The organism is Pseudomonas sp. LS_2 (genome assembly GCF_042709235.1).
In the GTDB taxonomy this organism is placed as follows: domain Bacteria; phylum Pseudomonadota; class Gammaproteobacteria; order Pseudomonadales; family Pseudomonadaceae; genus Aquipseudomonas.
The window spans coordinates 1-20616 of sequence record NZ_JAVAYC010000045.1 but is presented as its reverse complement, the minus strand read 5'-3'; the positions used below and the strand labels follow the sequence as shown (position 1 = coordinate 20616).

Sequence of the window (20616 nt, the reverse complement as noted above, 5' to 3'; positions counted from 1 at the left end):
CGGCAGATGGGCATAAGAGACAGGCTTTGGTGATCGGGGCCGGGCGGGCAGGCGGCGCCAGAGCCGCCAGCCTGGCCGCCCGCGGTTGGCAGGTGAGCGTACTGGAGCGCCACGCCGCCCCGGCCCAGGAAGCCTCGGGTAACCCGCAGGGGGTGCTCTATCTCAAGCTGTCGGCCCACGGCACCACCCTGTCGCAGATGATTCTGGCGGGCTTCGGCTACACCCGCCGCTGGCTCGAACACCTGCAGCGCAGCCATGACTGGGACGCCTGCGGCGTGCTGCAACTGACCTTCGACGACAAGGAAGCCGCGCGTCAGGCCAAGCTGGCCGAGGCCTTCGACCGCAGCCTGCTGCACCCACTGGACCAGGCCCAGGCCGAAGCCATCGCCGGGGTAGGCCTGCCCAGCGGCGGGCTGTTCTACCCCGAAGGCGGCTGGGTGCATCCGCCTGCGCTGTGCCGGGCACAACTTGCCCACCCGCGGATTCGCGTGCTGAACCACCACGACGTGCTCGAACTGCGCCGCGTCGAAGGCCTCTGGCAGGCCTGGGACGGCGAACGCCTGCTGGCCAGCGCACCTTTGGTGGTGCTCGCCGGGGCTGCCGAGGTGGGCCGCTTCCCAGCCTGCGCAGGGCTACCGCTCAAACGCATTCGTGGCCAGGTCACCCGCCTTCCAGCCAACGCCGCCAGCCAGGCGCTGCGTACCGTGGTCTGTGCCGAGGGCTACGTGGCGCCACCGCGCGAGGGCGAACATACCCTCGGCGCCAGCTTTGACTTCCACAACCAGGACCTCGCAGCCACCGCCGCCGAACATGCCGGCAACCTGGCACTGCTCGAAGAAATTTCCCAGGACCTGGCCCAGCGGCTAGCCACCTCGGCCCTGGACCCGGCGCACCTGCAAGGCCGCGCCGCGTTTCGCTGCACCAGCCCGGACTACCTGCCGATCGTCGGGCCGCTGGCCGACCCCAAGGCCTTCGCCGAGGCCTACGCGGTGCTGGGCAAAGATGCGCGCCAAGTGCCAGAAGTGGAATGCCCTTGGCTGGACGGTTTGTACGTCAACACCGGCCATGGCTCGCGCGGGCTGATAACCGCGCCGTTGTGCGGCGAGCTGATCGCCGCCTGGGCCAGCGGCGAGCCGCTGCCGGTGCCCCGTGCAGTGGCCGAGGCCTGCCATCCCAACCGCTTCGCATTGCGGGCATTGATTCGCGGACCCAAGGGCTGAATCCGCCTCATATAACAGATCGATCTAAAACTCTCGCAAATCCCCCAGGTCAGTTCCTTAAGCGCTCCATTTCGGGGCGCGTTTCCCCAACGGCAAAACCGGTAAGGACCTATGTGCGGATTAGCAGGAGAGTTACGTTTCACCCCCCCAGGCCAAGCCCCTCGCCCAGCGGATCTCGCTGCGGTGGAGCGCATCACCCACCACCTGGCGCCACGCGGCCCGGACGCCTGGGGCTTCCATAGCCAAGGCCCGATCGCCCTCGGCCATCGCCGACTGAAGATCATGGACCTGTCCGATGGCTCGGCCCAGCCGATGGTCGACAACACCCTCGGCCTGTCGCTGGCCTTCAACGGCGCTATCTACAACTTCCCCGAGCTGCGCCAGGAGCTGCAGGACCTGGGCTACCGCTTCTGGTCCGACGGCGACACCGAGGTGTTGCTCAAGGGCTACCACGCCTGGGGCGCAGCGCTGCTGCCAAAGCTCAACGGCATGTTCGCCCTGGCCATCTGGGAGCGCGACAACCAGCGCCTGTTCCTGGCCCGCGACCGGCTGGGCGTCAAACCGCTGTACCTGTCGCGCAATGGCGAGCGGCTGCGCTTCGCCTCGACGCTGCCAGCGCTGCTCAAAGGTGGCGACATCGACCCGATGATCGACCCGGTCGCGCTCAACCACTACCTCAACTTCCACGCCGTGGTGCCCGCGCCGCGCACCTTGCTGGCCAACGTGCAGAAGCTCGAGCCCGGCAGCTGGATGCGCATCGACCCGCACGGCGAAATCGAACGCCAGACCTGGTGGCAACTGCGCTACGGCCCTGACCCGGACGAGCGGGAGCTCGACCTCGAAAGCTGGACCACCCGCGTACTGGATGCTACCCGCGACGCCGTGGCCATTCGTCAACGTGCAGCAGTGGACGTCGGCGTACTGCTGTCCGGCGGTGTCGACTCGAGCCTGTTGGTGGGCCTGCTGCGCGAGGCCGGGGTGGACGACCTGTCCACCTTCTCCATCGGCTTCGAAGACGCCGGCGGCGAGCGCGGCGACGAGTTCCAGTATTCCGACCTGATCGCCCGCCACTACGGCACCCGCCACCACCAGTTGCGCATCGATGAACGCGAGATCATCGAGCAACTGCCAGCCGCATTCCGCGCCATGAGCGAGCCGATGGTCAGCCACGACTGCATCGCCTTCTACCTGCTGTCGCGCGAAGTGGCCAAGCACTGCAAGGGCGTGCAGAGCGGCCAGGGCGCCGACGAACTGTTCGCCGGCTACCACTGGTACCCCCAGGTCGACGGTGCCGAGGATGCCTTCGGCGCCTACCGCGACGCCTTCTTCGACCGCAGCCACGCCGAGTACCGCGACACCGTGCAGGCGCCCTGGCTGCTGGAGACCGACGCCGCCGGCGATTTCGTACGCGAACACTTCGCCCGCCCCGGCGCAGCGGATGCGGTGGACAAGGCCCTGCGCCTGGACAGCACGGTGATGCTGGTCGAGGACCCGGTCAAACGCGTGGACAACATGACCATGGCCTGGGGCCTGGAAGCGCGTACGCCGTTCCTCGACTACCGACTGGTGGAACTTTCGGCACGCATTCCGGCGCGCTTCAAGCTGCCCGATGGCGGCAAGCACGTGCTCAAGCAGGCTGCACGCCGGATCATTCCCCACGAAGTGATCGACCGCAAGAAAGGCTACTTCCCGGTGCCAGGCCTGAAGCACTTGCAAGGCGCCACCCTGGACTGGGTACGCGCGCTGCTGACCGACCCCAGCCAGGACCGCGGCCTGTTCAACCCAGCGATGCTCGACCGACTGCTGAGCAACCCGCACGGCCAGCTCACCCCGCTGCACGGCTCCAAGCTGTGGCAGCTGGCGGCCCTGAACCTGTGGCTCAGCGAACAAGGAATCTGACCAATGAAAGCCCATCCCGCCTACGGCCAGCGCCTGCTGCGCGGCCAGGCGCCGTCCTACGAACGCTTGCAGGCACGCCTGGCCGGCGACGGCAGCGAGCCCCACGACCAGCCGCGTGCCGTGCACTGCGGCTGGGGCCGCCTGCTCATCGGTCATACGTACCCTGCACCGCTGGAACTGGCTGAAGCGCTGCTCGACGAGCAGCCTGGCGAACGCGATATCGCGCTGTACGTGGCCGCCCCCCAGCAGGTGCTGGCCCAGGCCCCGCAGCAGCTGTTTCTCGACCCTTCCGACACCCTGCGCCTGTGGTTCACCGACTACCGCGCGGCGCAGCGGGTATTTCGCGGCTTTCGTATCCGCCGTGCCCATTCCGAGGCCGACTGGCAGGCCATCAACACCTTGTACCAGGCGCGCGGCATGCTGCCGGTACACCCCGAGCTGATGACCCCACGCCACCTGGGCGGTCCGGTGTACTGGCTGGCCGAGGACGAATACAGCGGCGCAGTGATCGGCAGCGTCATGGGCCTGAACCACAGCAAGGCCTTCGACGACCCGGACCGCGGCTGCAGCCTGTGGTGCCTGGCCGTGGACCCGCAGTGCGAACGCCCAGGCGTTGGCGAAGTGCTGGTACGCCATTTGGTCGAGCACTTCATGAGCCGGGGCCTGGCCTACCTCGACCTGTCGGTGATGCATGACAATCGCCAGGCCAAGCGGCTGTATGAAAAGCTCGGGTTTCGCAACCTGCCGACCTTCGCGGTCAAGCGTAAGAACGGCATCAACCAGGAACTGTTCCTTGGCCCTGGCCCGGAAGCCGGGCTCAACCCCTATGCGCGCATCATCGTCAACGAAGCCCTGCGCCGCGGCATCGAGGTGCAGGTGGACGATGCCAGCGCCGGCCTGTTCACCCTGAGCCTGGGCGGGCGCCGGGTGCGTTGCCGCGAGTCGCTCAGCGACCTGACCAGCGCCGTCACCATGACCCTCTGCCAGGACAAGCGCCTGACCCGCCAGGCCCTGTACGCCGCCGGCCTGAACGTACCGGCCCAGCAGTTGGCGGGCAATGCCGACGACAACCTGGCATTTCTCGAAGAACACGGCGCGGTGGTAGTCAAGCCAGTGGATGGCGAACAAGGCCATGGTGTAGCGGTGAATCTCACCACCCTCGAGGACGTCAGCCAGGCCATCGGCCAAGCTCGGCGTTTCGACAGCCGTGTGCTGTTGGAAAGCTTCCACCCGGGGCTGGACCTGCGCATCGTGGTGATCGGCTACGAGGTGGTGGCGGCGGCCATCCGTCACCCCGCTCAAGTGCTGGGCGACGGCGAGCACACCGTCAAGGCGCTGATCGAGGCGCAAAGCCGCAGGCGCCAGGCTGCCACCGGCGGCGAGAGCCGTATCCCACTGGACGAGGAAACCGAGCGCACGCTTCGTGATGCAGGCTTGGGCTATGACGACGTCCTGCCTGCAGGCCAACGCCTGGCGGTACGCCGCACCGCCAACCTGCACACCGGCGGCACCCTGGAGGACGTTACCGAACGCCTGCATCCCGTACTGGTGGACGCCGCCGTGCGTGCGGCGCGAGCACTGGAAATTCCCGTGGTGGGACTGGACCTGATGGTGCGCGATGCCGAGTGCCCTGACTACGTGTTCATCGAAGCCAACGAACGTGCGGGCCTGGCCAACCACGAACCGCAGCCGACGGCAGAACGCTTTGTCGACCTGCTGTTCCCGCATAGCCGACCCGTGGCGTAAGCCAGTGACGCCCTCTTCGCGGGCATGCCCGCGCCTACAGGGTTTGCGCTGAACCTGTAGGCGCAGGCAAGCCCGCGAAAGCGCCGGCACGGTCACCGAATCAAACCCGAGGAGTCCCCATGCCTGACCGACACCCCGAACCCGACCTCGACTACCTCAAGCGCGTGCTGCTGGAGATGCTCGCCATCCCCAGCCCCACGGGCTTCACCGATACCATCGTGCGCTACGTCGCCGAACGCCTGGACGACCTGGGCATTCCCTACGAGCTGACCCGCCGAGGCACCATCCGCGCCACCTTGAAAGGCCGCCAAAGCTCGCCCGACCGCGCCGTTTCCGCACACCTGGACACCATCGGCGCCAGCGTGCGCCAGTTGCAGGACAACGGCCGCCTGGCCCTGGCCCCGGTGGGCCACTGGTCGAGCCGTTTCGCCGAAGGCAGCCGCGTCAGCGTGTTCACCGACACCGGCATTTTCCGTGGCAGCGTGCTGCCGCTGATGGCCAGCGGGCACGCCTTCAACACGGCCATCGACCAGATGCCGGTCAGCTGGGAACACGTGGAAGTGCGCCTGGATGCCTATTGCGCCACCCGCGCCGACTGCGAAGCACTGGGCATCTCCATTGGTGACTTCGTCGCCTTCGACCCCCTGCCGGAATTCACCGACAGCGGGCATATAAGCGCCCGTCACCTGGACGACAAGGCCGGGGTAGCAGCCCTGCTGGCGGCGCTCAAGGCCGTGGTGGAAAGCGGCCAGCAACCGCTGATCGACTGCCACCCGCTGTTCACCATTACCGAAGAAACCGGCTCCGGCGCTGCCGGCGCCCTGCCCTGGGATGTCAGTGAGTTCGTCGGCATCGACATCGCCCCGGTAGCGCCGGGCCAGGCTTCCAGCGAGCACGCGGTGAGCGTGGCCATGCAGGACTCGTCCGGCCCGTACGACTACCACTTGTCGCGCCACCTGCTCAAGCTGGCGGGCGAGCAGGAGCTACCCGTGCGCCGCGACCTGTTCCGCTACTACTTCAGCGATGCCCATTCGGCGGTGACCGCTGGCCACGACATTCGCACCGCACTGGTGGCATTCGGCTGCGATGCTACCCATGGCTACGAACGCACTCACATCGACAGCCTTGCGGCACTCAGCCGGCTGCTATCGGCGTACCTGCTCAGCCCACCGGTATTCGCCAGCGACTCGCAGCCGGCCAATACGTCGTTGGAGCGCTTCAGCCACCAGCTCGAGCATGATGCGCAGATGGAGAGCGATACCCGGCTGCCGACCGTGGATAGCCTGGTGGGGAACAAGGGCTGAGTGCGGTGCTGGCCTCTTCGCGGGTAAACCCGCTCCCACAGGTACCCCACTGCCTTCGAACACAGTGGGGTACCTGTGGGAGCGGGTTTACCCGCGAAGAGGCCAGCACAGTCTTCACCGATTCGCGTAGCATTCACCCACTGACCTCAAGACCCCACCGCCATGCTGATCCCCTACGAGCAACTGCAAGCCGAAACCCTGACCCGCCTGATCGAAGACTTCGTCACACGCGACGGCACCGACAATGGCGACGACACGCCCCTGGAAACCCGGGTGCTGCGGGTACGCCAAGCGTTGGCCAAAGGCCAGGCGTTCATTCTGTTCGACATGGACAGCCAGCAGTGCCAACTGCTGGCCAAGCACGACGTGCCCCGGGAGCTGCTCGACTGAACACCGCCCCGCTCACGCGGGGGCCTTGCGCCGCCCCTGGACCTTGATCCGCTCGTGGATCTCCGAGCGGTGCACCGCCACCTTGCGCGGCGCGCTGATGCCGAAGCGCACGATGCCACCCTGTACCTCCATCACCCGGATGCGAATGTCGTCGCCAATGGTGATGACCTGCCCTATTTCACGCCCGATAACCAGCATGCTGTTTCCCCTTCGCTTGTACGGAAAAGGCGCAGACTCCTACGGCGTTATCGGCGATACAACGCTTCGCCCGCAAAATAGACGCAACCTACACAGGCCGGTAACAAAGCCTACATACAGTGCATTGCCCGACCCGTGCAGCAGGCCACATCATGCACCTCGCGCCTTGGCGCGCATCTTCACCGCCATGGCCGTCATCTCGTCATAGAGCAGCTGCGGTGCCTTGCACTTGAGTGCCCAGGCCTCGCGCCCGGCCTCGTGGGGCAGGATCAGGAACTCGCCCGCCGCCACCTGGGCGTGGATGTAGTCGGCGATGTCCGCGGCATTGATCGGCGAGCCTTCCAGCAGCTTGCCCACTTGCGCCTTCATGGCCGGGTTCGGCCCACGGAACGAGTCCAGCAGGTTGGTCTGGAAGAACGAAGGACACACCACGTGCACCGCCACCTGCAACGGTCGCAGCTCCACCAGCAGGCTCTCCGACAGCGCCAGCACCCCGGCCTTGGCAACGTTGTAGTTGCTCATCCCCGGCCCCTGCATCAGCGCGGCCATCGAGGCGATGTTGATGATCCGCCCCTGGCTGCGCTCGAGCAGTGGCAGGAAGGCCTTGCAGCCCTTGACCACGCCCATCAGGTTGACCGCGATCTGCCAGTCCCAGTCCTCCAGCGACAGCTCGGCGAAAAAGCCCCCCGAGGCGACCCCGGCGTTGTTGACGATCACATCACAGCCGCCGAGCTTCTCCTCGCAAGCCTGGGCCAAGGCGGTGAGCTGGCTGTAGTCGCGCACGTCGCAGCGCTGCACGAAGCCCTCGCCGCCCGCCTGGCGCACCAGCTCCAGGGTCTCGCGCAGGCCCGCCTCGTTGACGTCGGCCAAGGCCAGGTGCCAGCCGTCGCGGGCCCAACGCAGGGCGATTTCGCGGCCCAGGCCGGAACCGGCCCCGGTGATCATCATTCGGTTGTGCATGAAGGCAAGCCTTGTTCGGTCGGGATGCCGGCAGTCTAGCCAAGCCGCAGGGCGCGCTGGAGCGCTATCAGGCTGCTGAATGAGCGGGCATGAGTGGCCTGCGCCGCACGGCGCGCAAAGGCGATGGAATCTTTGCCCTTGCCCATGGGTCGCAATTGTAAGCGGCCAGCCATTCGAGGCCCTCGACCTTCAACCACGCAAGGACTCTGCCCATGACCACGATCCTCATCATCATCCTGATTCTGATCCTGATCGGCGGCCTGCCGGTCTTTCCCCACTCGCGTAACTGGGGCTACGGCCCATCAGGTATCGTCGGGGTGGTACTGGTGGTGCTGTTGATCCTGTTGTTGCTCGGCCACATATGACCCGACGCGGCGCGGGCCGGGCCAACGCCGGCCTCGCGCTGCAAGGGCTTCCTCAGGCGTCGCAGCCAGCCCGGTAGCGACGCAACCGCACCTCCAGGCGCAGCACCGCCAGTATCAGCAGCTTCAGGTCCAGCGCAATGTCGTCGCAGATTTCGCTCGCCACTGCACAGCGGTCCTCCAAGCGCTGGCAGGCATCCACTACCCGCTGCGCGCGAATAATCCGCACCCCACCCTTGATCCGGTGTGCCAGGGCCGCCAGGCCTGCCAGGTCTCCCCGCTGCAGGCATTCGCGCAGACGCCGCACGTCGTTGCGATTCACTTCCTGAAGATCGCGCAACAGGCTGCAGACCGCCTGGGAGTCGCCTGCCGTCAGGCGCTTCAGCTCGCCGAGGTCGAACTCGATGGTGTCGTCGCCCCTTGTTGCGGCCAAGCCCAACAAGCGACGCAGTTGCACCATTGGCAGCGGGTAGCGCAGACAGTCGTCCATGCCCGCCGCCAGGCAACGCATACGCGTGCGCACCAGCTCGCGAGCGGCCAGGCCCACCACCAGGCAGGGCGAGGCTTGCTGGCGTTGCTCATGCTGGCGCACGGCACGGGCTAGTTGATAGCCATTCATATTGGGCATCTCACAGTCACTGATGATCACATCGAAGGGGCGGTTCATGCTGGCGCGTAGTGCCTGGCTCCCTCCCTCGGCGAGTTCCGCGCAATGCCCCAGGCGCTGCAGCTGCAAGCGCAACAACAACCGATTCGCAGGATGGCCGCCGACCAGCAGCACACGCAGGCAGTGCTCTACAGACGGCAGGTGCCCCTGGTTTCTCCGGCACGCAGGCAACTGAGCGTGGCCCACTCGGGCCTGGCGCTGGCGCCGCAAACCCGCGATTACCCCGCTCAGCGCGCTGACCTGCCCGAGCAACATGACTTCGCGCACCTTGCTCATGCGCAGTTGGCGTGCACCGTGCAGCATCATGAGCAGCAAGCCCAGCAGCGCCACAGCGCAAGGATGCCGCCAGGCGGTTTCCAGGAGTAGGTCCAGTAGGCCACGCAAGGGGCTAGATGAGCCCGTTGCGACGAGCGACATCGGCAAGGTCGATCAACGAGGCGACCTTGAGTTTCTCGATCAGCCGCGCTTTGTAGGTGCTGATGGTCTTGTTGCTGAGCAACATCGCATCGCCGATAGCCTTGTTGCTCATGCCCCGCGCCAACTGCTGGAGAATCACCAGCTCGCGGTCACTCAGCCGGGCGATGCTCTGCGCCTCGTCGTCCTCCAGCTCACGCCGGTTGACCGAGCTGAGCGCCACCTCGGGGAAATAGGTATAGCCCGATAGCACTGCCAACACCGCCTTGCTCAAGGCCAACAGGTCGTCGGTCTTGGAGACAAAGCCCGAAGCACCGGCCTTCATGCAGCGCAGCGAGTAGCTTTCCGCGGCCTGCGAGGTCAGCACCAGCACCTTGGCCGGGCGCTCCATGCCCATGATCCGGCCGATCACCTCCAGGCCATCCAGGCCAGGGATCAGCAGGTCGAGAATGACGATGTCGGGACATTGTTCGCGCGCCAACCTCACGGCATCGACGCCGTTGTCGGCCTGAGCCACCACCTCGAGCTGGTCCTGGCGCAATTGCATGCAGACACTGGCGCGGATGAAGGGGTGGTCGTCGACGACCAGTACCTTGCTCATCGGTCGCCCTCAACCGCCGATCGCCAGTTCGCGACGGTCGCGTCCCTCGATCAGTTCGAATTCATAGGTCCAGCCCTCTTGCCTGGGGAACTCGCGGGTGCGTCCTGGCAGCAGGTGGTGCTTGGTGGTGGTCTCGCAGCGCTGGCCGTCGCGACTGCAATGACGGAAGCGGTCGAGGATCACCGTGGCGTTGCCCTTGTTGCCTACCGCCAAACGCGAGGGCTGCTCATCGATAGGGGTGTCGTAGAGCACCTGGTCGGGGCGCACGAACAGCAGCGTGCCGTAGCCGGCCAGCAGGTTGACCCCGGCCTTGAGGCCCTCACGGTACTGCTCGGCCTCGGCTTCGCTCAGGTTGAAGCCGTCCTGGGCTTCTGGCAGCACTGGCACGAAGCGCACGCGAAAATAGCGCTCGGCATCTCTCCCGCCGCGGTACAGCAAGCGTACCGCCTGCATACCGTTCGCCGGTACGATCAGCCGCGCCGGGCTCGCCACCACGCCACGCTCGGCCATCGGTAGGCTGTCCTGGGCGATTTCTCGGGGCGTGCCGTTCTGGTCATATACAAGCTCTACCACGCTGACCTTTACGAAAGCCGTGGTATCGCCGCCATTGCGCACGCGTTTGACCAATGTGCTCTTGCCACTCTCAAGGTAGTCGTACAAGGCTCCTACATTGATCTCGGGCGCCGCCAGCGCGGAACAAGGGAGCAACAGCAGGGCTGCGAGCATCCAGCGTGTGTTCATTTCAAGCCTCCAGCGAGAAAGGTGATATCAAAGTGATATTATTGAGCGAATCCAAATAAAAAACTGTCAGACTCCGCAGGCGAAGATTCCCTAAACCGTGCAGGAAATTTCCGAAAGCCAACTCATATGTCCGCATCGAACACCACCGTTACATCCCCCCGATAGGTGCTGCCTGGATGCTTCAGCATCTCCTTCACAGGCTCACGCGCTACATCGAAATGCAGGCTCGCCGAACGGTTGAACACCGCCTGCTGCGCTTCGAATGCCAAGGCAGCGCTCTTCTCGCTGGGCAGCTCGAGACGGCGGACCTCCCTGCCCTGTGAGCGAATTCCACTTGGCAAGCTCACCGCCACGGCTACCGGCACTTCATGACCGGCCGCATTGCGAATGCCGCACTGTCCGCCTACCGGGTACTGACATAGCTTGTAGGCTTTGAATGGCCCGCTGGACCAAATTCGCATGGGCATATCGCGGTACAGGCGCTGCGGCGGGTGCCCCCGGTTCAACCATTGCAACCAGCCGTTGGGCGGCTCCAGCACGACCCGCTCGGAGCCTGCCGGGAAATCGATCACGAAGGCATGCTGCACATCCAGCTCGAAATTCACCCTCAGTTGGTCGGTGTTGAGGTTGGTGACGTCGTTGCCGAAGTCGAAATCGCCTCCTGGACCGATCGAGTAGTCGAGGTGTCCCCTGAACAGCCCAGGTTTCATGCTCAAGGGCGACGGCATGCTCAAGCGGTAGGAAATGGCCAACTCTTGGACCCTCACTGTGTAAACATCACCGGCCTTCGCTTCATATCCTCCGGAGTTACAAGCCTGTGGCGCCGCAGGGTTTTTCAAGTCCCACAAGTACATAGTCCAGGGGCCGGCGCTGAAGGTGCGTCGGTAGGTACACCCTCCTCGTGGGTACCTGGTGAACACCGGGTTGGCCAAGCCCCTCATTACCACCTGCTGGCTCACCGCCTGGATCTCGAGGCTCAACGGGTAGGTTTCTCCCGTTTGGGTATGTGTGACCTGCAAGTTACGTCGCCCTGGTACCTGGATGAAGAACCGATCGCGCGGGTCGCTCGCCTCCACCTCGGTCCTCTTGATATAGCTAACCGGCAGGCCGACGGTTTCTATACCGACGCAATCGGATGGCCAATGCGCGCAGAACCCCGCCTGCCGGGTGGTGTTATGAAAACGTCCCTCGGCTTCCCCACGGTACTCCGCGCTCAAGGTGACCTCCGCCGCCTGGGCCTGCGTCATCGACAACAGTCCCAGGCACAGGCCGAGCGGCCACGCCATGCTCAAGGTACGCATCAACTTTCACCTCTCTTGGCCGGTTCCGTAGCGCCGGCAACATTACTCGGCACGCAATTCAGGTCACCGGCCAGCAGCACATTGTCTTCCCGTGGCAACCCCGCCGGGTCGAGTTTCAGCAAACATGCGGCGGCGCCAGCGCTGCGAATCTCCAGGGTTGGGGTCATCTCGCTCATTTCCACGGCGAAGTGCCCGTCTACTTCGCTCACGCCACGGCTGGCATGGTTCATCACCAGGGCACCGCGCATCGGTTCGCCATTGGCATCGAGGAGTCGGCCCAGCACCGTCACCGTACGCAGCACATGCAACTGGCGGTATTCGACGCCCCCACGGTTGAGGTGGTAGTCCACGCTCGAAGGCTGTATCACTGCGGCGTGCTCGCCGTCCTCGAAGTCGAACTGCACGTGGCCGGACTTGAATGCCGTCACCGGAATGATGTTGCGTCCAGGGTGAAGACGCGCACTGCTGCCTTGATAGTCGTCGGCGCGCAGGCGCAGGTCTGGCAGGTCGGTGTCGACATCGACGATCAGCCCCGCTTCGTGGGGCAGGTACTGGCCACTCATGGCCATCTTGCCGCCACCCAAGGCGACCATGCTTTCCAGGTTGATACCACCACTGACCTTGCTGTTGTAGGAGGACTGCTGGGCATAGGCATCGCCATAAAAACGCTCGCTCTCGAAGTTGGCATGCCCGGACAAGCCTGCGCCGTAGCGGTCCACCGTGGTGGTGGCAGTGAGCGTGCGCAGCGCGCCGGCATCGACATCCTGCTGGTACGACACCGAGGCGTTGCGGTCTCGTCCACCATCGCGCGAGGTACGGCTGCCGATGCTCGCCGACAGGCGCTTGCCCGGCTGGCCGAGGCTCATGCTCAGGCTCAGGTTCACCCCGCGGCTGCGTTGCTCATCGGTGGCCCGTGTACCTGGCCGGTCGAACAGCGACAAGCGCCAGGTGGCGTCGGAGCCGCCCAGCTTGCCGAAGTACGACCAGCCCAGGTCATAGGTCATGCCGCTGGCCTCGCCACCGCTGCGGGTAACCCGGCCGGTGAGGGTGTGACGTGCGTCGAGGCGTTGGTTCAGAGACAGCGAGGTCTGGCTGTTCTGCTGGCGCACCGGGTCGCCATCAAGGTTGCGGGTGGCTTCTATCCAGGAGCGGTTGTGGCTGAGCACCAACGAGCCCAGGTCATGGCTGAAGATCGCTTGCAGGTCGTAGCCTGTGCCATAGCCTTGGGTCTGGAACAAGTTGGCGTACAGCGACGTGCGGTCGCGCGGAGTCCAGTCCAGTGAAGTGCTGTATTGCATGCGCTCGTCGATACGCTGGGTGGCAAGGCCAAGCACGGCACGCGGGTGCAACAGATAGTTGGCCATAACCCCGGCACCGAGGCTCGCCTCGTGGTCTTCCTGCCAGTTGTCGAGCAGGCTCTCCTGCCGCCCCAGATACAGGTTGTAGCGCCAGCGCGAATCGCTGGAGCGCCAGTTGGTGGGCTTGTAGATGAACTCCTGGGTACGCGACGTCACCTGCCCATCCTCGACCAGGCGCACCTCGACCTCATAGATGCCACCCGGCAACACGCGGGTATCCAGGGTTTGCAGGCCGGGCTGCACGGGCTGGCTGTTGATCAGCACACCATTGCGGTAGATCTCCACCACGCCGGGACGGTCGGGCGTGACGTAGATCGGCGTGGCACTGGGCGCGGCGGTGTCGATGGCCAGGCTGTCGCTGCTGCCGAACATCAGGCCCAGGGTGGTATCGGGGCTTGCGCCGAACGAGCGCGGCTGGCGCACCAAACCTTGGGCGCCCGGGGTGAAATAGCCTAGGCGGTAGAAATGGTTGTCGTGCAGTCGCTCGCTGTACAACTGGTCGACGCGGTAGCGGGTGCCTTGTTCGCTGTCGCTGCCGCGGTCGAGCTGACCATCGGCAACTCCGGTCCAGTTGCCCAGGCTGGTCTGCCCGTGCAAGGCATAGCGACCGCTGGTTTGCTGGCCATCGCCTACCAGGTTGAGTTGGTTGCGCAGCAGCACGCCATAGCTGCCGTGCTCCGGCAGGCGGTGATAGCGATTGGCGGCACCTGCGGCCTCGGCTTGGTCGGTGAGCAGCGACAGCTGGGAATTGACCAGGCTGTAGTGCAGGGCACGCAACCCATCGACGCATTCGCTCTGGCAGTCGCCCAGTGGCCGGCCATCGGCCAGACGCTCCTGCCAGCGACGACGCAGGCTCTCGGGCTCCTGGCTGTCCACGGTGTCGGTGAATTCCAGCAGTTGTACACGCTGGTCGCGCGACAACACCACCATCGCATCGCCCAGGTAGCGGCCATCGAGGTCGACCCGGACGGCCAGCGGCACGTCGAAGAAATGCCCCTCGAACTCGCGCGGCAACCCCTCTGCCTGCACAAGTCCTGGCACCGCAGGGCGGGGGCTATCGGCCCATGCCGACACAGGGGCGAGCAACGCCCCCACGCCGCACAGGTTGCGCAGCGCCACGATCAAAGAATTCTTGTTCATTTTTAGTATGCAGGCCAGGTCCGCCTTCACCGCCGAGGCGAACCTCGGGGCGAAGGACAGGTAGAGCGGATGAAGGTACGAAACACCGATGGCTTACGGGTTGGTTTCGAACATCATGCTGACCAAGCCTTGGTAGTTGCCGGGGATATAGCCGGTGGAAGGCGCGGCCTGGGCTGCGATCTCGAAGCCGATGACCGTACCTGGGCTTGCCTGTGGGCCAGAAACGACTTCCGCCGAAGTGGTGGTAAGGATTTCGTTGGCGACCTTGACGTCCAGGCCGATGCTGTTGGCGCCACTGGTGATGGTGGCGGGCGACAGCAGGTAGGCTGCGATCGGGCCGACGGTGCTCCTTACCTGGAGCTGCTTGCGGATCGGCTGCAGCTCGCCGCGGAACGAGTTCCACTGCAGCTCTTGTGGGTCATTCATCCAGTTACCGCCTACTGGCTCGATGTAGAAGCTGTCAGTCGGCACTTGGGCCGTGACTTGAACCTGCTTTTCGATGGGATCAGCGGCATGGGCGGCGGTGGCGGTGAACAATGCCAGGGGAAGGGCCATGAAAAGACGTTTCACGAATAGATCTCCTTGAAGGTAGTTGCTGCAACAGCGTTATTGCAGTTGGCAAGGCGAATTATTCGTGCTGCGGCTGAGCCCTTGAGTAAGACCGTTCCCAGCGGCCCTGAGAAATTTCCCAAGGCCTACAAAATGCCACTACGCAGAAACGAAAACGCCCCGGCAAGCCGGGGCGTTTTTTCATGCAAAGCCAGGTATCAGTGGGAAACCGCGCCACTGGAGCCCAGGCCGGTTTGCGAACGCACGAACTGCGGGAAGAACAGCGCACGTTCCTCATCAGCCGCCTTGGACTTGTCGGTGATCGAGAAGAACCAGATACCCACGAACGCGATCAGCATCGAGAACAGTGCTGGGTACTCGTACGGGTAGATGGCTTTCTCATGGCCGAGGATCTGCACCCAGATGGTCGGGCCGAGGATCATCAGGCCCACTGCACTGACCAGGCCCATCCAGCCGCCGATCATCGCGCCACGGGTGGTCAGCTTCTTCCAGTACATCGAAAGCAGCAGCACCGGGAAGTTGCAGCTGGCAGCGATGGAGAAGGCCAGGCCGACCATGAACGCAATGTTCTGCTTCTCGAACAGAATGCCCAGGCCGATCGCCAGCAGTGCAAGGGCGATGGTGGTGATCTTCGACACGCGGATCTCGTCCTTGTCGTTGACCTTGCCCTTGCGCCAGACGCTGGCGTACAGGTCATGGGACACCGCCGAGGCACCGGCCAGGGTCAGGCCTGCGACCACCGCCAGGATGGTGGCGAAGGCCACCGCCGAGATGAAGCCGAGGAAGATGCTGCCGCCCACGGCATCGGCCAGGTGCACCGCCGCCATGTTGTTGCCGCCCAGCAGCGCGCCTGCGGCGTCCTTGAAGGCCGGGTTGGTGCTGACCAGCAGGATCGCGCCGAAGCCGATGATGAAGGTCAGGATGTAGAAGTAGCCGATGAAGCCAGTGGCGTAGAACACGCTCTTGCGGGCTTCCTTGGCGTCGCTGACGGTGAAGAAGCGCATCAGGATGTGTGGCAGGCCGGCGGTACCGAACATCAGCGCAAGGCCGAGGGAGAACGCCGAGATCGGGTCCTTGACCAGGCCGCCCGGGCTCATGATCGCCTCACCCTTGGCGTGCACCTTGATCGCCTCGGAGAACAGCGTGTTGAAGTCGAAGCCCACGTGCTTCATCACCATCAGCGCCATGAAGCTGGCACCGGACAGCAGCATGACCGCCTTGATGATCTGCACCCAGGTGGTCGCCAGCATGCCGCCGAACAGCACGTAGGCGCACATCAGGATACCTACCAGGATGACCGCGATGTGATAGTCCAGGCCGAACAGCAGCTGGATCAGCTTGCCCGCGCCGACCATCTGCGCGATCAGGTAGAAGGCCACCACCACCAGCGAGCCCGAGGCCGACAGGGTGCGGATTTCCTTCTGGCCCAGGCGATACGAGGCAACGTCGGCGAAGGTGTACTTGCCCAGGTTGCGCAGGCGCTCGGCGATCAGGAAGAGAATGATCGGCCAGCCGACCAGGAAGCCGATCGAGTAGATCAGGCCGTCGTAGCCGGAGGTGAACACCAGGGCGGAAATACCCAGGAAGGAAGCTGCCGACATGTAGTCGCCGGCAATCGCCAGGCCGTTCTGGAAACCGGTGATGCGCCCGCCCGCCGCGTAGTAGTCGGAGGCCGAGTTGTTGCGTTTGGACGCCCAGTAGGTAATGCCGAGGGTGAACAGCACGAAGGCCAGGAACATGAGGATGGCCGACATGTTCAAGGGTTGTTTCTGCACCGCGCCGCTGATTGCATCGGCAGCCCACACGGCGGGTGCGAACGCGCCGCAGGCGAGGACGGCCAAGGTTTTGGCATGACGAATCATTGCTGCGCCTCCTTCAGGATCGCTTTGTTCAGCTCATCGAACTCGCCATTGGCGCGGCGCACGTAGATGCCGGTAAGCACGAAGGCGGAGACGATCAGGCCCACGCCCATGGGGATGCCCCAGGTGATGGACGAGTCGGGGCTGATCCTGGTGCCCAGGATTTGCGGGCCATAGGCGATGAGGAGGATGAAGGCGCAGTAGAGGCCGAGCATGATCGCCGAGAGAACCCAGGCGAAGCGTTCCCGCTTGCTGACCAGCTCCTTGAAACGCGGACTTTCTTGTATCGATCGGTAGATGCTGTCGTTCATTGTTTTTGTCCTAGCAGCAACACAGTAAGGGGTGAACCCGCCCTTACTTTATGCTGCCGGTGGACGCCAACCAGACGACCTTAGTCTTAGATGAAAGACTGTTTTACCGAATAGGTAACAAATGAGACGGCCAGTGCGTCTGGTTCGCGGGCTTGCCCGTGAACCGGACGCACTGGCCGGTTGCTTACTTGCCTGTCCACTCCTTGACCCGCTCAGGGTGCTTGGCCACCCAGTCCTTGGCCGCCGCTTCAGGCTTGGCACCTTCCTGGATCGCCAGCATCACTTCGCCGATCTCGTCCTTGGACTGCCAGCTGAACTTCTTCAGGAACTCGGCCACTTCCGGCGCCTTGCCCGCCAGGTCCTTGCTGCCGATGCTGTTGACGGTTTCCGCCGCGCCATACACCCCTTTAGGGTCTTCGAGGAACTTGAGCTTCCACTTGGCGAACATCCAGTGCGGCACCCAGCCGGTCACGGCAATGGATTGCTGCTTGGCGTAGGCACGCCCGAGCTCTGCGGTCATCGCCGCACCGGAGCTGGCTTGCAGCTTGTAGCCGGTGAGCTCGTAGTCCTTGATCGCCTGGTCGGTCTTGAGCATCACACCCGAGCCTGCGTCGATGCCGACGATCTTCTGCTTGAAGCTTTCGTCGGTCTTGAGGTCGGCGATGCTGACAGCCTTCACGTACTCGGGGACGATCAGGCCGATCTTGGCGTCCTTGAAGTTCGGGCCGTAGTCGACCACGTTGTCCTTGTTCTTGGTCCAGTATTCGCCATGGGTGACCGGCAGCCAGGCCGAGAGCATGGCGTCGAGCTTGCCGGTGGCCACGCCCTGCCACATGATGCCGGTGGCGACGGCTTGCAGTTTCACGTCGTAACCGAGTTTTTCCTTGATAACTACCGCGGCCACGTTGGTGGTCGCGACACTGTCGGCCCAACCGTCCACGTAACCGATGCTTACCTCTTTGGCCATTGCTTGCGCAGTGCTCACGGCCAATACCAGGGCAGTACCCACCCCCAGGAAACGTCGCATTCTTGTAATCGTAGCCATCAAAGCATCCCCTCGTCAGGTCTTGGAGATTGCATCATCGACTTGCAACAAAAGCCGACCTGATCCGTCAGCGACCTCTACCGAACGATAAGCGACAGCACTTGGCCATTAGCGCCATCGGCTACCGTCCGCCTGCGCGATACTTGCATGCCAAAGTGTTGACGTCAGGCTAGTATCTAACGCTTTGCGCCTGACGATGGACCGCCTGATGCCCAGCAACACCCGCCTGCACCTGCCGCTCTACCTCGCCACCTGCCTGCTCGCTCTGTTAGGCCTTGGCGCGCTCTGGTACGGGCTGGGCAAGCCAGTGCAACTGGCCGATGCCGCCAGCCCCACGCACAAATTGCAGTGCGCCTCCTACACCCCGTTCGACAAGGACCAGTCGCCGTTCGACCAGCCCTTCAGGCTGCGCCCGGCACGCATGGACGCCGACCTCGCGCTGCTGGCTGCACGGTTCGAGTGCATTCGCACCTACTCGATGACCGGTCTTGACGCCATTCCAGCCCTGGCGCGCAAACATGGCCTGAAGGTGATGCTCGGTGCCTGGGTCAATGCCAACCCACTGGACACTGACCGGGAAGTGGCGGCGCTGATCGCCTCGGCCAACGCCAACCCCGACGTGGTGACGGCGGTGATCGTCGGCAACGAAGCCCTGCTGCGCAAGGAAGTGACCGGCGAGCGCCTGGCCGAGCTGATCCTGCGGGTCAAGCAGCAGGTAAAGGTGCCGGTGACCTACGCCGATGTCTGGGATTTCTGGTTGCAGCACCCGCAGGTAGCGCCGGTGGTGGATTTCCTGACCATCCACCTGCTGCCCTACTGGGAGGATGACCCACGCGGCATCGATGACGCCCTGGCCCACGTGGCAGAGGTGCGCCAGGTGTTCGGCAACCGCTTCGCGCCCAAGGACGTGATGATCGGCGAAACCGGCTGGCCCAGCGAAGGGCGCCAGCGCGAAACCGCAGAACCCAGCCGGGTCAACCAGGCGCGCTTCATTCGCGGCTTCGTGGCCATGGCCGAAGCCAACGGCTGGCGCTACAACCTCATCGAAGCCTTCGACCAGCCCTGGAAGCGCGCCAGCGAAGGCGCCGTGGGCGGTTACTGGGGGCTGTACGACGCCGACCGCCAGGACAAGGGCGTGCTCGAAGGCCCGGTTAGCAACCTGCCGCTGTGGCGCCACGGGTGGCTGGCCAGCGGGCTGCTGGCCTTGGCTGCACTGGCCTTGGCTGGCCGCCCGGCGAGCACTCGCGCAGCGCTGCTTCTGCCCCTGGTGGCTGCGCTCGGTGCAGGTTGCCTCGGCTTGTGGGGCGAGCTGATGCGTACCAATGCGCGGTTTGCCGGGGAATGGCTGTGGGCCGGGCTGCTGGCCGGGCTCAACCTGCTGGTGCTGGCCCATGCCGTGCTGGCCCTGGCGAGCCGCGAGGGCTGGCGCGAAAGGCCATTCGCCTGGTTGCAGGCGCGGGCAGGCTGGTGGCTGCTGGCGGCGGGGTTCGCGGCCGCGGTGAGCATGCTGGCGATGGTATTCGACCCGCGTTACCGCAGTTTCCCCAGCGTGGCCCTGTTGTTGCCAGCGTTGGTGTACCTGCTGCGGCCGGTGGAGGCGCCTCGGGCAGAGGTGGCGTTGCTGGCGTTCATCATCGGCGCCGGCATCGCGCCGCAGCTGTACCAGGAAGGGCTGCACAACCATCAGGCCTGGAGTTGGGCCGCGGTCAGCGGGCTGATGGTCGCGGCGCTGTGGCGCAGCTTGCGCAAGGCTTGATTCCACAGGTTCAGCACAACGCCTGGAGGATCTTTTGGTTGCTCTGCTGCCCTGTCAGCCCCGCCGCCGAACCAGCCGCAGCGCCGCCAATACCACCGCGAACACCGCGATGCTCGCCGTGTACAGCACCAACGCCGGCACCGCGACCAGCAGCGCCAGCACCGCCAGCCACCAACCGCCGCGCCCCGGCACCAAGTGGCACGACAACGCCACGCCCAACGCAGCCCAGGCGATCACCTGGAAGTGGATGCCCAGCCCCAGCAGCGCACGCACCTGGCACTGCCACAGCTGCGTCGGCGCGCTGCACAGGCCCACCCACTGCCCGTCTTCCATCAACCCGTAGCGCACCCCATAACTCGCCGCCAGCCACAAGGCCAGCACCGCCAGCAATGCCAGGGCAGGAAAAGAACGGCTCATGCACAGCCCTCGAAACGTTGCAATTGACCGGCAGCATAATCGTCCAGGGACGCCGCGCAAGGCAAAATCGGCCGGCTCGACTATGTTCGTGTAGACGACCCTTGCCGCGCCGCTCACCTTCGCGGCAACATCCGCTGCAACAAAGGATGGCGCTCCAGGCAACTTTGCACGAGACGCCATGGTCCTAGCTCAACTTGCCTTTGCCGTTCCTCTGGGGGACTCACATGCTTCGACCCTTGCGCCTCGCCGCCCTGCTCGGCGGCCTGTTGCTGGCTGCGACCGCCTCGGCGCGGGATATCGACGCCGCCACTTATGGCTACCCCTTGACCAACCCGTTCGAAGCGACCATCGCCACGA

General features: G+C 64.6%; 19 protein-coding genes and 1 pseudogene. 8 read left to right on the top strand and 12 right to left on the bottom strand.

Annotation, left to right across the window (positions count from 1 at the left end; genetic code table 11):
• The 5 genes from mnmC to RAC97_RS23835 all read left to right on the top strand — a co-directional run.
• A partial coding sequence (gene mnmC, locus RAC97_RS23855; protein WP_379671514.1) for a bifunctional tRNA (5-methylaminomethyl-2-thiouridine)(34)-methyltransferase MnmD/FAD-dependent 5-carboxymethylaminomethyl-2-thiouridine(34) oxidoreductase MnmC occupies positions 1 to 1220 on the top strand: 1220 nt, incomplete at its 5' end.
• A gap of 111 nt (positions 1221 to 1331) precedes the next feature.
• Complete coding sequence (locus RAC97_RS23850; protein WP_375098333.1) at positions 1332 to 3119, top strand: N-acetylglutaminylglutamine amidotransferase; 1788 nt, start codon at positions 1332 to 1334, stop codon at positions 3117 to 3119.
• A gap of 3 nt (positions 3120 to 3122) precedes the next feature.
• Complete coding sequence (gene ngg, locus RAC97_RS23845) at positions 3123 to 4865, top strand: N-acetylglutaminylglutamine synthetase (RefSeq protein ID WP_375098332.1); 1743 nt, start codon at positions 3123 to 3125, stop codon at positions 4863 to 4865.
• 119 nt (positions 4866 to 4984) lie between these two features.
• The gene (locus RAC97_RS23840) at positions 4985 to 6169 is read left to right on the top strand and encodes an osmoprotectant NAGGN system M42 family peptidase (RefSeq protein ID WP_375098331.1); all 1185 of its coding nucleotides are present in this window, start codon (positions 4985 to 4987) and stop codon (positions 6167 to 6169) included.
• Positions 6170 to 6331: 162 nt separating this feature from the next.
• Positions 6332 to 6559 (top strand): YheU family protein, encoded by a 228-nt coding sequence (locus RAC97_RS23835; RefSeq protein ID WP_375098330.1) that lies wholly within the window; start codon positions 6332 to 6334, stop codon positions 6557 to 6559.
• Between the two features lie 12 nt (positions 6560 to 6571).
• On the opposite strand, the gene RAC97_RS23830 is transcribed toward RAC97_RS23835, so the two are convergent.
• Positions 6572 to 6757: a carbon storage regulator gene (locus RAC97_RS23830; RefSeq protein WP_375098329.1), complete on the bottom strand. Its 186-nt coding sequence runs from the start codon at positions 6755 to 6757 to the stop codon at positions 6572 to 6574.
• A 150-nt stretch (positions 6758 to 6907) separates the two neighbouring features.
• Positions 6908 to 7717, bottom strand: coding sequence for an SDR family oxidoreductase (locus tag RAC97_RS23825; protein ID WP_375098328.1), 810 nt, complete (start codon positions 7715 to 7717; stop codon positions 6908 to 6910).
• A gap of 206 nt (positions 7718 to 7923) precedes the next feature.
• Here RAC97_RS23825 and RAC97_RS23820 point away from each other — a divergent pair, with 206 nt between their 5' ends.
• Positions 7924 to 8082, top strand: a complete 159-nt coding sequence (locus RAC97_RS23820) for a DUF3309 family protein (RefSeq protein ID WP_375098344.1) — start codon at positions 7924 to 7926, stop codon at positions 8080 to 8082.
• Positions 8083 to 8134: 52 nt separating this feature from the next.
• Here RAC97_RS23820 and RAC97_RS23815 read toward each other — a convergent pair whose 3' ends face one another.
• The 9 genes from RAC97_RS23815 to RAC97_RS23775 all read right to left on the bottom strand — a co-directional run bounded on the left by RAC97_RS23815 (position 8135) and on the right by RAC97_RS23775 (position 18086).
• Positions 8135 to 9163 (bottom strand): response regulator, encoded by a 1029-nt coding sequence (locus RAC97_RS23815; RefSeq protein ID WP_375098327.1) that lies wholly within the window; start codon positions 9161 to 9163, stop codon positions 8135 to 8137.
• The gene (locus tag RAC97_RS23810) at positions 9135 to 9761 is read right to left on the bottom strand and encodes a response regulator (RefSeq protein ID WP_375098326.1); all 627 of its coding nucleotides are present in this window, start codon (positions 9759 to 9761) and stop codon (positions 9135 to 9137) included. Before RAC97_RS23810 ends, RAC97_RS23815 begins: the two co-directional genes overlap by 29 nt.
• Before the next feature lie 9 nt (positions 9762 to 9770).
• Positions 9771 to 10502 (bottom strand): molecular chaperone, encoded by a 732-nt coding sequence (locus tag RAC97_RS23805; RefSeq protein WP_375098325.1) that lies wholly within the window; start codon positions 10500 to 10502, stop codon positions 9771 to 9773.
• Between the two features lie 122 nt (positions 10503 to 10624).
• Entirely contained in the window at positions 10625 to 11803 is a 1179-nt protein-coding gene (locus RAC97_RS23800; RefSeq protein WP_379671513.1) for a hypothetical protein, read from the bottom strand.
• A complete protein-coding gene (locus RAC97_RS23795) occupies positions 11803 to 14301 on the bottom strand; it encodes a TcfC E-set like domain-containing protein (RefSeq protein ID WP_375098323.1) in 2499 nt (832 codons plus the stop codon). Before RAC97_RS23795 ends, RAC97_RS23800 begins: the two co-directional genes overlap by 1 nt.
• A gap of 93 nt (positions 14302 to 14394) precedes the next feature.
• Positions 14395 to 14871: a CS1 type fimbrial major subunit gene (locus RAC97_RS23790; RefSeq protein ID WP_375098322.1), complete on the bottom strand. Its 477-nt coding sequence runs from the start codon at positions 14869 to 14871 to the stop codon at positions 14395 to 14397.
• Between the two features lie 197 nt (positions 14872 to 15068).
• Complete coding sequence (locus RAC97_RS23785) at positions 15069 to 16733, bottom strand: cation acetate symporter (RefSeq protein ID WP_375098321.1); 1665 nt, start codon at positions 16731 to 16733, stop codon at positions 15069 to 15071.
• Positions 16730 to 17041, bottom strand: a complete 312-nt coding sequence (locus RAC97_RS23780) for a DUF485 domain-containing protein (RefSeq protein WP_375098320.1) — start codon at positions 17039 to 17041, stop codon at positions 16730 to 16732. The genes RAC97_RS23785 and RAC97_RS23780 overlap by 4 nt, the downstream gene beginning before the upstream one ends.
• 184 nt (positions 17042 to 17225) lie before the next feature.
• A complete protein-coding gene (locus tag RAC97_RS23775; RefSeq protein ID WP_375098319.1) occupies positions 17226 to 18086 on the bottom strand; it encodes a glycine betaine ABC transporter substrate-binding protein in 861 nt (286 codons plus the stop codon).
• Positions 18087 to 18282: 196 nt separating this feature from the next.
• Between RAC97_RS23775 and RAC97_RS23770 the strand changes: the two genes are divergently transcribed.
• A complete protein-coding gene (locus RAC97_RS23770) occupies positions 18283 to 19842 on the top strand; it encodes a beta (1-6) glucans synthase (protein WP_375098318.1) in 1560 nt (519 codons plus the stop codon).
• Between the two features lie 54 nt (positions 19843 to 19896).
• On the opposite strand, the gene RAC97_RS23765 is transcribed toward RAC97_RS23770, so the two are convergent.
• The gene (locus RAC97_RS23765) at positions 19897 to 20259 is read right to left on the bottom strand and encodes a hypothetical protein (RefSeq protein WP_375098317.1); all 363 of its coding nucleotides are present in this window, start codon (positions 20257 to 20259) and stop codon (positions 19897 to 19899) included.
• Positions 20260 to 20483: 224 nt separating this feature from the next.
• On the opposite strand from RAC97_RS23765, the pseudogene RAC97_RS23760 reads away from it, so the two are divergent.
• A pseudogene (locus RAC97_RS23760) lies at positions 20484 to 20616 on the top strand (serine/threonine protein kinase); the annotation flags it as partial.